Source organism: Paenibacillus wynnii (assembly GCF_000757885.1).
In the GTDB taxonomy this organism is placed as follows: Bacteria; Bacillota; Bacilli; order Paenibacillales; family Paenibacillaceae; genus Paenibacillus_AQ; species Paenibacillus_AQ wynnii.
Genome location: NZ_JQCR01000002.1, coordinates 1,913,141 through 1,925,095, shown reverse-complemented (window position 1 = coordinate 1,925,095; position 11,955 = coordinate 1,913,141). Strand labels below are relative to the sequence as shown.

Annotated in this window: 12 protein-coding genes and 2 riboswitches; of the genes, 4 read left to right on the top strand and 8 right to left on the bottom strand. The window is 44.3% G+C overall.

Annotated features, from left to right (window positions below):
- Positions 1-175 precede the first annotated feature (175 nt).
- Positions 176-2,470, top strand: coding sequence for a sensor histidine kinase (locus tag PWYN_RS11160; protein ID WP_036651479.1), 2,295 nt, complete (start codon positions 176-178; stop codon positions 2,468-2,470).
- A gap of 22 nt (positions 2,471-2,492) precedes the next feature.
- Positions 2,493-3,194, top strand: a complete 702-nt coding sequence (rluF, locus tag PWYN_RS11155; protein WP_036651477.1) for a 23S rRNA pseudouridine(2604) synthase RluF — start codon at positions 2,493-2,495, stop codon at positions 3,192-3,194.
- A gap of 71 nt (positions 3,195-3,265) precedes the next feature.
- On the opposite strand, the gene motB is transcribed toward rluF, so the two are convergent.
- Positions 3,266-4,081, bottom strand: coding sequence for a flagellar motor protein MotB (gene motB, locus PWYN_RS11150; protein WP_036651475.1), 816 nt, complete (start codon positions 4,079-4,081; stop codon positions 3,266-3,268).
- Positions 4,065-4,865 (bottom strand): flagellar motor stator protein MotA, encoded by an 801-nt coding sequence (gene motA / locus PWYN_RS11145; RefSeq protein WP_036651473.1) that lies wholly within the window; start codon positions 4,863-4,865, stop codon positions 4,065-4,067. Before motA ends, motB begins: the two co-directional genes overlap by 17 nt.
- Before the next feature lie 201 nt (positions 4,866-5,066).
- Here motA and PWYN_RS11140 point away from each other — a divergent pair, with 201 nt between their 5' ends.
- Entirely contained in the window at positions 5,067-5,360 is a 294-nt protein-coding gene (locus tag PWYN_RS11140; RefSeq protein ID WP_036651471.1) for a hypothetical protein, read from the top strand.
- Positions 5,361-5,552: 192 nt separating this feature from the next.
- Positions 5,553-5,840, top strand: a complete 288-nt coding sequence (locus tag PWYN_RS11135) for a 4a-hydroxytetrahydrobiopterin dehydratase (protein ID WP_036651468.1) — start codon at positions 5,553-5,555, stop codon at positions 5,838-5,840.
- Between the two features lie 126 nt (positions 5,841-5,966).
- On the opposite strand, the gene PWYN_RS11130 is transcribed toward PWYN_RS11135, so the two are convergent.
- The 6 genes from PWYN_RS11130 to PWYN_RS11105 form a co-directional block, all read right to left on the bottom strand.
- The gene (locus PWYN_RS11130) at positions 5,967-6,326 is read right to left on the bottom strand and encodes a c-type cytochrome (protein WP_036651465.1); all 360 of its coding nucleotides are present in this window, start codon (positions 6,324-6,326) and stop codon (positions 5,967-5,969) included.
- A gap of 127 nt (positions 6,327-6,453) precedes the next feature.
- On the bottom strand, positions 6,454-6,939 hold the full coding sequence (locus PWYN_RS11125) for a GNAT family N-acetyltransferase (RefSeq protein ID WP_036651462.1): 486 nt from the start codon (positions 6,937-6,939) through the stop codon (positions 6,454-6,456).
- A 254-nt stretch (positions 6,940-7,193) separates the two neighbouring features.
- The gene (locus PWYN_RS11120) at positions 7,194-7,691 is read right to left on the bottom strand and encodes a C40 family peptidase (protein ID WP_036651460.1); all 498 of its coding nucleotides are present in this window, start codon (positions 7,689-7,691) and stop codon (positions 7,194-7,196) included.
- A gap of 5 nt (positions 7,692-7,696) precedes the next feature.
- Positions 7,697-7,841: riboswitch (cyclic di-AMP (ydaO/yuaA leader) on the bottom strand.
- 373 nt (positions 7,842-8,214) lie between these two features.
- Positions 8,215-8,643 carry a C40 family peptidase gene (locus PWYN_RS11115; RefSeq protein ID WP_052088002.1) on the bottom strand — a complete coding sequence of 143 codons (429 nt, stop codon included), beginning with the start codon at positions 8,641-8,643 and terminating at the stop codon, positions 8,215-8,217.
- A gap of 56 nt (positions 8,644-8,699) precedes the next feature.
- A riboswitch (cyclic di-AMP (ydaO/yuaA leader) is annotated at positions 8,700-8,838 on the bottom strand.
- Between the two features lie 216 nt (positions 8,839-9,054).
- Positions 9,055-9,888 carry a hypothetical protein gene (locus tag PWYN_RS11110; protein ID WP_052087894.1) on the bottom strand — a complete coding sequence of 278 codons (834 nt, stop codon included), beginning with the start codon at positions 9,886-9,888 and terminating at the stop codon, positions 9,055-9,057.
- Positions 9,889-9,899: 11 nt separating this feature from the next.
- A complete protein-coding gene (locus PWYN_RS11105; protein ID WP_036651449.1) occupies positions 9,900-11,915 on the bottom strand; it encodes a M1 family metallopeptidase in 2,016 nt (671 codons plus the stop codon).
- Positions 11,916-11,955 lie beyond the last annotated feature (40 nt).

Sequence of the window (11,955 nt, the reverse complement as noted above, 5' to 3'; positions counted from 1 at the left end):
ATGTGCATAACGTGTGGATGATTCCTTATATATTGTAGAGAAAGACATTTTAATTATCAATCTTTCTTGTAATATGGCTTCCTATAATTGTCTTTCCAAATGGGTGGGCAGAAGGTATGATAATTATTGAACGCTTCGCTAGGATTTACCAGCGGATAAGAGGGGAATAATTAGGTTGTCCATTCAAACAAAACTTTCAGGTATTATTTTTGGTTCAGTCGTGCTTATTCTTGCGCTGAATCAGACACTTAACCTATATGCTACCCGTGATAATTTGCGCCAATCGAGTGAAAGCAATATGGAAATGGTTGCTATGCAGATTGCTGTTTCTGTAGAACAGAGCAGATATAGCTCCAACTATGTCGAATATCAAATTGCCCGAAACTTACGAATGGCCGCGGTTCTTATCTCTCAAAAGTTAGATCGGGATATTAACAATATCGGAAATGCCGAGCTTAAGGATCTGGCTGCTAAGCTGGAGATCTCTAATATATCGTTATTGGTTAAGACGGAAGATGATGTTGTAGTAGCTAAATCATCCGATCCTAAAGAACTGGGCTTATCTACAAAAGAGTGGGGATATTGGTATACCGCTTTTTTAGATCTGTTCGAAGGACGTACAGTCTCCGTAGCTCAAGGGCAGAAGATGGGCAACTTTTGGTCAGGGCCTTTCGAATACTCTTCCTCTAATCCTGAATTTATCGAGAAATGGGGATACTATTATGATGGGCGCAGTAATTACATCATTGATCCCTATATCCGCAGTACCTCAGTCAGTGACTATGTGAAAATAATGAGCCCCAATGAGATTGTAGAGCAGACCAAAGGCGTTAATCCCGGAATTCTCGAAGTCACAGGCTTTAATCCAAACACATTTGGTTCAGTAACAATGAAGCCTGACGGAAGTGACGATGTTAATATAAAGCTTCGGAACCGTCCGATTAAATACGGGACCTATATCTATGGTAATGTGGAACGAGACAGATTAGCAATAGCAGATGCTCTGAATCGAGGAAAACCAGTTACTATAGATACAGTTATTCTTGGCAAAAGAGTACTTAAAAGCTTCATACCCGTTACCCAGCCTGATATGGGATCTTATGTGATTAGTGTTGTGATGGATTACTCTGTTATTTCCTCAGTGATCAAAGAACAGCTTCTAAATAATCTTTCTATTTCCTTATTGCTGTTAGTAGCTTTTTTACTAGGGAGTCATGTATTGGCCGGATTTATAATTCGTCCTATTCAGGAGATTCTAAATAAAGTTAATAATGTAGCCCGGGGGGAGTTTGAACCGCCCTTGGTGGTACGCAGTCGGGATGAGCTGGGATTGTTAGCCCTCCGAATCAACGCGATGACTCATAATCTTATGCAGCATACCAACCGTTTGAGGCAGACTCTCGAAGAGAACCGGGCAGTGAAGGAGCATCTTGAATCAGTGATTAACGGTACATCCGATGCCATTCACACCATGGATATGGATGGACGGATTATCAGCATTAATCGTGCCTTCGAAGAGCTTTACGGGTGGAGTGGTGCCGAAGTGGTAGGGAAGGCGCCCTATCTGATACCCGCTCCGGCCCTGCAGCAGGAAGAGGACCGGCTGAATGAGTTGAAGAAGGGCAGGGCTGTTCCGCCGCTTGAGACAGCTAGACTTAAGCGAGGTGGGTCGGTTGTTGAAGTCAGCGTCAGTACCTCCGTGATTCGTGATGAGGAAGGGAATCCGCTGTCTTTCATTCACGTCTCCCGCGATATGACGGAGCGAAACCGAATGGAAGAGTTGCTAAGACGTTCCGAGAAGCTAACTACTGTAGGCCAGCTGGCAGCCGGTGTAGCCCATGAAATTCGCAACCCGCTGACAACCCTTCGGGGATTCTTGCAGCTTCAGCAAGAGAAGAAGCTACTTATACCACTGCATATCAACTTGATGTTATCCGAGCTTGAACGAATTAACTTAATAGTCAGTGAATTTTTAATACTGGCTAAGCCTCAGGCGGTACGTTTTCAACAAAAGGATCTGCGGTATATTTTAAGTGATGTTATTTCTTTGTTAGATAGTCAGGCGCATCTATGCGGGGTTCAGTTTGAGAGTAAATTGTCGGAACAGCCAGCCTCGGTTCACTGCGAGGAGAATCAACTGAAGCAAGTATTTATTAATATCGTCAAGAATGCAATAGAAGCGATGCCGGTTGGGGGAACCATTTTAATTGAGCAATATAATGATCCTGATTCTGTAGTTATTGTTATTACGGATGAAGGAGAGGGCATATCCAAGGAAATGCTGCCTAAGCTTGGAGAGCCGTTTTTTACGAATAAAGAGACCGGCACTGGGCTGGGACTCATGATTAGCCAGCGTATCATTCAGGCCCATAAAGGGAGTCTGGAGATTAAAAGTGAAGTGGGCCGCGGGACTGAGATTACAATTAAAATACCATCCAGCGGGCAAGCTGCTCCACAGGAGAGTATTTAATGGAGAACGGAGTGAAAATAGAGTGAGAATTAATAAATTCATCAGTGAGACGGGCTATTGCTCGCGACGGGAAGCGGACAAGCTGGTGGATGCAGGTAGAGTCACCATAAACGGAGAACGCGCTGTACTCGGAAGCCAGGCTGTTCCGGGAGATGATGTCCGAATAGACGGCCAGACCTTGGAGACGGAGAGCCAGACCGTTTACATTGCACTCAACAAGCCTACCGGTATTACCTCAACCACAGAAGAGCATATTAGAGGGAACATAGTTGATTTTATAGGTCATCATGAACGTATATTCCCTATCGGGAGGCTAGACAAAGATTCCGAAGGATTGATTCTATTAACCAATGATGGAGATATCGTTAATAAAATATTACGTGCGGAGGGGCAACATGAGAAGGAATATGTTGTTACCGTCGATAGGCCCATTACATCCTCCTTTCTTGCCGGTATGTCAACGGGAGTCAAGATCATGGGAGAGAAAACCCTGCCCTGCGAAGTAACACGTATTACAGACCGGGTATTCCGTATTATTTTAACAGAGGGTAAAAACAGGCAAATTCGCCGTATGTGCAGCGCATTTGGTTATGAGGTCAGAAAGCTCCAGCGTATCCGGATTATGAACATCAGGCTGGGAGCGCTCCAAATGGGAGAATGGCGTGATTTGACGCCGGAAGAGAAGGCCGATCTTGGAAGTATGCTGAATTATGAGCTTCAATAAATAAAAGAAAAGAGCTGTCCACGAGGCCTATTGAGACCTTTGGGACAGCTCTTATTGTTTTACCAGTTTGATTATTTGGAGGAAGCCTCAACGGTATTTACCGCATTGGGATCCTGGTACTTCCGAAGGATGGAGACCTCTACACGTCGGTTTTTGGCACGGCCATCAGCGGTTGTGTTGTCGGCGATCGGATGATATTCTCCATAGCCTATAGGACTGAATTTCCTAGGGTTTAGGTTAGTGTTCAACAATAATATTTTCATAAAATGTAGTGCCCGGTCCACACTAAGATCCCAGTTGGAAGAATAGCTGCTGTTTGAAATAGGGATATTGTCGGTATGCCCCTGTACGAGTACTTCATAATCCGGGAATTGCTGCAACATAGTTGATATAGATTTTGCTAATTGACGGGAATCGTCTTTGACAAGGGCTAGTCCCGAGGAGAATAAAGCGTTATCGCTGATAGTAATCATAAGCTGAGATTGATTCAGCTTAGTGTTCAAAAGATCGGTTAATCCGTTATTCTTAATGTATTGATCGAACTGCTTCTTAAGCTTCTCAAGATCTTGCTGTTCCTGCTTCCGGAGCTTAGCAATCTCGGCCTCACCGGTATTTTCTTGGATGATATTATCCATTTTCTTGCCTTTACCCTGATCAAGGCTGCTATCTGTGGGTGTCGCAGAGCTTTTGTCTAGAATACCTGTTCCACCATTAAGGGCGGAGCTGAATGCCTGACTCATCTCTTCGAACTTTTTGGCGTCGGTTGCACTCATGGCATACAGAACAAGGAACAGGGCGACAAGTAGCGTCATTAGATCGGAATATGGGAGCAGCCAAGATTCGTCGGCATGCTCCTCGTGTTCCTCGTGCCTAATCTTTTTGCTCACCCGAGCCAGCCTCCTTCTCGTTCATCTTGGTACGCTCTGAAGGAGTGAGGAATACGGAGAGCTTTTGATTAATCGCAATTGTGGAAACACCGGATTGAATGGAAAGCAAGCCTTCAACCATCATTAGCCGGATTTCAATCTCGCGTTTAGACAAACGCTTTAGCTTTGTTGCAATCGGATGCCATAACACGTACCCGGTAAAGATACCAAGCACTGTGGCCATGAAAGCTCCCCCGATGGCATGAGCCAGCTTCTCCATCTCACCCATATCCGCCATGGCCGCAATCAGACCGATAACGGCTCCAAGAACCCCTAGAGTCGGAGCATACATACCTGCTTGAGAAAAAATAAGTGCTCCTGCTTTATGCCGATCTTCTGTAGCATGGATATCTTCCATAAGAACATCGCGGACAAACTCCTGATCATTACCGTCAATGATCATCCGCATACCGTTTCGAAGGAAAGCATCCTCTATTTCATCAACCTTGGATTCTAGAGCCAGCAAGCCTTCGCGGCGTGTAATGGAGGCCCACTCCATAAACATAGTGATTAAATCATTCTTTTTGATTAACTTTTGGCTGACAAAAACGATTTTGAATAGCTTGGGAATCTTCTTCATTTCGTTCATTGGAAAAGCCATGAACAGTGACGCTGCAGTACCTAGCAAGATAATTACGTAAGCTGCCGGGGCCAATAAACTGTAAAGAGGGGCGCCTTTGAGGACCATCCCCCATAATACTGCGATCAAGCTGAGAACTATACCGATTATTGTTGAAATTTCCATTATGCACCTCGTCCATGAGTTTTAAGAAGTGATCCGACTATACCGCTTTTATCATCCTTGAACGGCGGTGGGACACTTGCACGATACGACCAACGTATATTCTTATTTATCGACAGGATTCCCTTTTTTGTGAAGTCATTTTTTCGGCTATAATAGATAAGTAAGTAATTATCCATCTGTGAAGAAAACGGAGTGATTGTTGTGGGTGTAAAGCATGGTAGAGATTACGCTGATATTTTGAATGAATTAACGGTAGCAGTAGGACGTATTTCGGACGGTTATCTATTTTTTGAGATGGAATCTGATGAATGGAAGGAGCTGCCTGAGGAATCAAAGCTTGAGGTTTGGGAGGCTTTGGCTGAGGATCTATTCTTTGCTCTTGGTGAAGAACCGGTGATTCAGGTAGGCGGCGGAGTTGTTATGTATGACAAGGAGACACACCGCATCAATATTTTGGTCGGGGAAGAAGATCTAGCCTCCGTCCCACTCGTTTAAGGACGCTGCAAGCCGGGTGCTAAGTTGCCTGAGGCTCCCAGTCCATGGTAAAATTAATGTTAGTTCAGTTATATTTGTTGCAAGGGAAGAATACACTAACTGAAAATTGCCATGATTTTGGTACATCCCTTGGACTAAGAAACTAAGGGATGTTTGCTTATAAGCTACCTTTAATAAGGGAGGAAACAAAAATTGTTATTTACGGGGCAAGAGTTGCTTGAACAGGTAGGCAAGATCGAAGGTTGGAAGCTGGATAATGAATCGATGGTACGTAAATACATGTTCAATGAATTCATGAAGGGAATTGCATTTGTGGATGAAGTAGCCACGATCTCAGAGGCATTTAACCACCACCCTCATATTACGATTGACTATAAAGCTGTAACCCTTCGGCTTACAACCCATAATGAAGGCGGAATTACTTCTGTTGATATTCGTGAAGCCCATCAATTTAATGAAGCCTTTGAGAAGAACCGTTAGGTAACCGTATGACCAAAAATAAAAGCCCGAACACACAATACGCCTGTGCATGTAGGAGAAAAGCTCCTCTGCACAGGCGTATTTGTTGTATGGACGATAAGGAAAGTATGATTTCAGATGGTTAGTTTATTTCTTTTCCGATAGCCACATCGCGATGTTCGCAATTTCTTCCGGCGCAAGTTTTTCCTTAAAGGAAGGCATTTGCCCGCTGCCTTTGGCCACAATGCTAAAAATTTCTTCAGCATCATGCTCGCTGCCTATGTTCTGCAAGCTAGGGCCAACTCCACCCTGTAATTGGTCTCCGTGACAAGTGATACATTGGGCCTTTTGTGCTGTTGCTTCAGCCTTTGCCGAGTCCAGTTGGACTACGGGCATTGTAGGATTGTTCTGCTCGGCTACCTGTTCTTTACCTGGTAGAGTGAACATCAGTATTACTGCAAAGGCGCAGGCGGCAAAGAATAAACCGCTCATTATCCATTTTTGCATCCGCAATCGTCCCTTCTATGTAAGCTATTTCCTATATTATAACGGAAGGTGAAGCGGTATCATAGCACTTGTGGCAAAAAAATGAACGGATTTAGAGCCTATTCTTAAAAAGGTGGAAATTAAGGTGCTATTTATCATAGACCATGCAATAAAATGGCTTATCTCCAGTGGGTGTCCGCCGTTCATAGGTGTCCGTAATCGTAAAACCGCATTTGCGATAGGTTCGGATAGCACGTTGGTTCCAAGTGAGGACTTCGAGATCTATTTCCCATTCAGGATAACGTTTCAACGCTACCTTAACTATAGAATCCACGAACAGCTTTCCTAGTCCATGTCCGCAAAAATCAGGGTTCATGCCTATGCCTAGCCTGACAACACCTTCCATTGGGAAGAGCTGAGCAAAACCGCAAAATACATCCTGATCATTTAACACAGATACATATTGATGACTTCGTATCTCTGGGTCTCCGAATTCTATGCCCAGCGCCTGCATTTGATCCCAGCGTTGCCAACCATAAATGTTATAGGGGGGTTCATAATTCCAAAGGCAGATCTCTTCTGCATGTGTGATTTCCATCGGAACCACACGGAAGGTTACAGGAGAACTAATCATAGGTCAAAGACCTCCTTTCAGGGAAGTAATCTATATCTAATTATATACAAAAAGAGCCATAATCGACTCAAGAACTTTATTGAAGGAAAAAATTTACAAAAAAATAATTTATTAAATAACGATTTAAGGGGCGATTTGATGTTTTACGGTTGATGAGAAGGGTAAAAATAAGTATGGCGAAAAAATAAGACAAAAAAAATAAGCCCCCTCCAGGATTTCGGCAAAAATCGCGGAGTAGAGCTTATCGGTATTACTTATTGTACATCGTCATTGTCTTCTTGAACATCACTTGCAACGGTCTTATAAGCACTTGTGCTCATAATTCGTTTGGCGCCAACGTAGCGGTTGACGTAGTAACTGTCACTCAGCGTACTAATGGTTACACCGCGTGAAGATGAAGCATGTGCAAATTTACCATCGCCGACATAAATGCCGACATGTGAAACGCCTTTTCCACTGGTATTGAAGAATAGAAGATCTCCAGCTCTTAATTCATTACGGGAAACTGCAGTACCCATTTGATACTGAGAACCAGATTGGTGTGGCAAATCAATACCGATCTTGTCGAAGACGTACATGGTAAAACCAGAGCAATCAAAGCCGTTTGTCGATACTCCACCGGCTACATATTTAGTTCCGATAGCTTTATCGATTACTTTGTCCATCTTGGAATCCGCGAAAGCGCTTCCTGCTCCGATTGCGGTAAAAATAATGGAAAAGCTAAGTACTGCGGCTGCTAACTTTTTCTTCAAAAGTGTAAACCCCTTCCAAATGCCTACGAGGTTAGCTTAAGGGTTCGGTTGAAGGTCCCCTATGACCCCTCTTAGAATAGGAGGTCAATTCACCCAAAGTGGTTCCCCCGTTTTCCTTGTTTTATTAAGGAAACTCGGCACGTACTGATGATGCAGATAAACTTATCTGAAACACATGACAAAAGGTTCAAAAAGGACGGGCTATTCATTACAAAAATGTTACTAAAAACTCACTGCGATTATTGTAACAAACAGAGCCCAAGTTGGCAATCACTTATAACATATTAATGTGAAAATATTGAGATATTTGATAGCTATATAGCCTGTTAAATCCTGTTGCGGCGCTAAATGGACAAGTTTTTAAGTTTTTTTTCATTTTTTATCCAAAAAAGCGTTTCAGCATCGTTCAATACGTGTAAAAGGTAGAATAAGGAAATAAAGAAAAACCCGAAAATGATTACGGCAATAATCATGTTCCGGGCTATATGTTCGATTAAGTATTTAGTTATTTAGCTAGGATAGATCAATCAAAAGCAACAGCTTTATATGCTGTAGTACTCATAACTCTTTTAGCGCCAACGTAGCGGTTGGCCCAGTAGGACTGGCTCAGCGAACTAATATTTACACCGCGTGATGAAGAAGATTGTGCAAATTTTCCATTGCCGACATAAATACCAACATGGGACACGCCTTTTCCGAATGTGTTGAAGAAAATCAAGTCACCGGAACGGAGCTTGTTGCGCGGGACGGGAGTCCCTACTTTGAATTGAGCTTTTGAAGTACGGGGTAAGGTAAGACCTACTTTAGTGAATACATATTTGGTGAACCCTGAACAGTCAAAGCCGGCTGTACTGGTGCCACCGAATTTATACGTCGTTCCTATGGTTTTAGCAATGACTGTATCCATTCTGGAGTCAGCAAAAGCGCTGCTGCTACCAAGGGTGAATGCCATCACAAGCCCCAATGCGGCTGCGGTGCATTTTTTCTTAAAGTTATGACTTTTCAAAGATGTATTCCTCCTAGTGCCGGCGAGGTTAGCTTAAGGGTTCGGTGGAAGGCCCCCTATGATCCCTCTGTAAGGAGATCAATTCACCCAAAATATGGTTCCCCCACTTCCTGGTGCTCAGGAATTTGGCGTTTTGTGCACCTAAATCGTAACATAACAACAGCGACAGGTACTCCAATTTTGTACTGAATAGTTACGAAATTTCTTAAAAGATTACAAACTTGTTACTATCAGTACAGGCATCATTGTAACAAAGGATTTACTGTTTTGCAAACGTTCTATTCATATTTAATCAAAAAAGAGTCTCGGCTCCTAGTTCTAGGAACGAAGACTCCTTATATATGCCCATAGGTCATCTTAATTATTACTTGGAAGCTTGCTTTGCCACAGGTGATACTGGGCCGCCAAACCCCACATTTTGAAGAAGGTAGAGGGAAGAGGGGAAATCTGCCGAATAAGGAGTGCTGGTAATCCGGGGCAAAAGATGCCCGTCAATCCACATAAGAGCAGGATGAGCAATCCGCCTGCCCCTAGGATAGCCGCAGTGACTAGTGCAGGGATGATATGCCGCAAACAGAGAATAAGGGAGTAGAACATGCCCGTATCACTGGTGTAACCGAATTGCATATATAACAGGCACAACCGGATGATAAAAATATAAATTAGCCACACTAAGAGATAAGGGCTGATCTTTAACAGCAACGAATAGTCCAGAAATGAGGACAAGAGCAGCTTGTATATTCTCGGGGCCAACCAGTATAGAGGCACAAGAGCCAGTAGCCATTCTACAAGGCTGAAGATCAGAACAGGTAAGCCATAGAGCTTCATGCCGGGGAAGAAGAAAAGACCACGCACACCTTTGGACTCCTGATGCAGTTCATGGATCAGTCCAGCCCGAATAAAGGGCGACAGCAGCAACTTTAGTATGGTTATGGCCAGCAGCATCCACAGCCAACGCTGTACGTCAGGATCGCTGCTGAGGCTGAATTGACCCTCGATGTAGAACAGCAGTCTGCTCATTCCACTGCCGCCAGCTTGCTCGTTGGGATAACGCAGCAGAATGGGTACAATAGCATGCCGCACGAATCCATACATAGAGTAGCCCCAGAGTAACCGATATATGAACAACAAAATTAGAATATAAAACTGCTCTTTCATGCTGTGAAAGCCGCGGGTTATCGATACTCTCAAGATCATTCACCTCACCAGGACAGAGTTCCAAGCACAGTCTCTATAAGTTTTGTTGCAGTGAGCGTCCACCGGGAAACGGTATCCCGTTCAAGCTCGGCCAATCTAAAATTATTAATATGTTTATTCTCAAGCAATATGGAATGCTCGGGATCAATTTCAGCTGACAGAAGAGGGGCGCTGTATAGTAACTGAAAAGTAGCCTCTGCACCCTGTCCGTCCCATACCCGCTGCATGGTATGTCCGTCAGTAAAGGTGAATTTCAGACTTACATTTGAATATGGAGTTCCTTTATTGCGTATCTTCACCTGTGATTCATAAAGGTAAGAGTCATTCTTGTTCTGGAGCTCCTTACGGATGCTTGATATATGATCAAGCGAAAAGTCAGGGGCACCTCCGCTATAGATATAGTGCTCGAAGTAACTTTCCCAGGACTGTCCGGTCACCTTTTCAACCGTTTTTTGAAAATCATAGGTTGAGGGATGGCCGAAGCGGTACTTTTTGGCGTACGTGGACAAAACGGCATCCATCGCCTTGGAGCCAATTCTGAGCTCGATGTCCTTCAGCACCAATTTACCCCTTATGTATACATTTTGGGTGTATACGCCCTTTCCTTTATATCTCCAGGTTTCCAGGTTCAGCGGCTCCGGCTTTTCTACGAGGCTTGCTTGTAGGGCCAGGTTAGGCGCAATACCATATTCCTTCTCCATCAGTTTATCTTCAGCATAGGAGGTGAAGCTTTCATCCAGCCAGGCCTCCTCAAACTCGTTGTTAGCAACCATGCCGTAGAAGTATTGATGACCGATTTCATGAATGACGGTTCGCTCAAGTGAGGTGTCAGGTGATGTTCCGTTGGCTCCGAAGGCTGTAATGAGAGTTGGATACTCCATACCTCCGGCCCCGTTACCCAGCTCAGGCGGAACCACTATAGATAACGAAGAGTAGGGATAAGGTCCGTACCATTTACTGAAATATGTTAGAGCCGCTTTGGCAGCCTGAAAATATCGCTCTTGTAAGTCCTTGTGCAGCGGATCAAGGTAGAGCTTGATTCGCACCCCTGGAACCTCAGGCGAGGAGAAGGCCTGCTGGGCAACCACAAAGTCAGGAGAGGCCGCCCAAGCAAAGTCATGTACATCGTCTGCATAGAACTGATAGGTTTTATAGTTTTGAACAACCTTGGGGTTTTTTATAGGAAAACCAGTAGCGGCTACGGTGTAGTTGGATGGAACGGAAATGGCTACATTGTAGATACCGAAGTCACTGTAAAACTCTGAAGTGCCGTGATATTGATGTAAGTTCCAGCCTTCTTCTCTGACCCCGCGTGTATCCGTCGGTTCGTAAACACTAAGCTTGGGGAACCACTGTCCAGCCATAACGAAATTGCCAGAAGTCCCCATGCGTGCAAATATTTTCGGCATCTTTACCTCGTATTGAAGTTTAAGCGTGATGCTCTGACCGCCCTTTACGGACTGTGGAAGATGTACTTTTACCAAGGATTTGTCGTTTACATTCCCATCATCAGGCTGTACATACTGCATTCTTTGAAGCAGAGAAACCCCCTCAGTGGTACGCAGATCGGTTAGAGTCATACTGCCGAATCCGTTCGAAGGCATTGAATCACTGCGCAGCTTGCCTCCCGACTCTTTCATGAAGGTTGTATCCATGGAAGAAAAGGCATTAGGGTAAAGATGGAAGTACAATTCATTGACAGGTTTGGAGCCCGGGTGAGTCCAGGTCACCGTCTCAGATGCCTTTAAAGCACTTGTATCCGGATCAAACCGCACATTAATGTGATATTCTACAACTCTATGGCTCATGGCTTCAGCTTTCTTAGGTGGTATTCGCTCCGGGGTGATTGGGCTTGCAGGAGTTCCTTTTTTGGCGGTAATGGGGGACTTGGCCTTTTCTGGAGCAAAGGTGTTTTCATTTAAGGGGTTATGCCCGGAGAATGCCCACATTCCTCCTCCCAGCAGACAGAGGGCTGCCAGAGTCCCTGTCATGATTTTGAACCGTAGTGACCATAGCTTCATACTGTGATTCCTCCCGTTGACAAGCATCTACGGGATGTAT

Excerpts from the sequence above, each read along its gene's own strand:
- motA (WP_036651473.1), bottom strand. The coding sequence starts at position 4,865 with ATGGAAATTTCAACAATAATCGGTATAGTTCTCAGCTTGATCGCAGTA.
- PWYN_RS11130 (WP_036651465.1), bottom strand. The coding sequence starts at position 6,326 with ATGCAAAAATGGATAATGAGCGGTTTATTCTTTGCCGCCTGCGCCTTT.
- PWYN_RS11125 (WP_036651462.1), bottom strand. The coding sequence starts at position 6,939 with ATGATTAGTTCTCCTGTAACCTTCCGTGTGGTTCCGATGGAAATCACA.
- PWYN_RS11115 (WP_052088002.1), bottom strand. The coding sequence starts at position 8,643 with ATGGCATTCACCCTTGGTAGCAGCAGCGCTTTTGCTGACTCCAGAATG.
- PWYN_RS11105 (WP_036651449.1), bottom strand. The coding sequence starts at position 11,915 with ATGAAGCTATGGTCACTACGGTTCAAAATCATGACAGGGACTCTGGCA.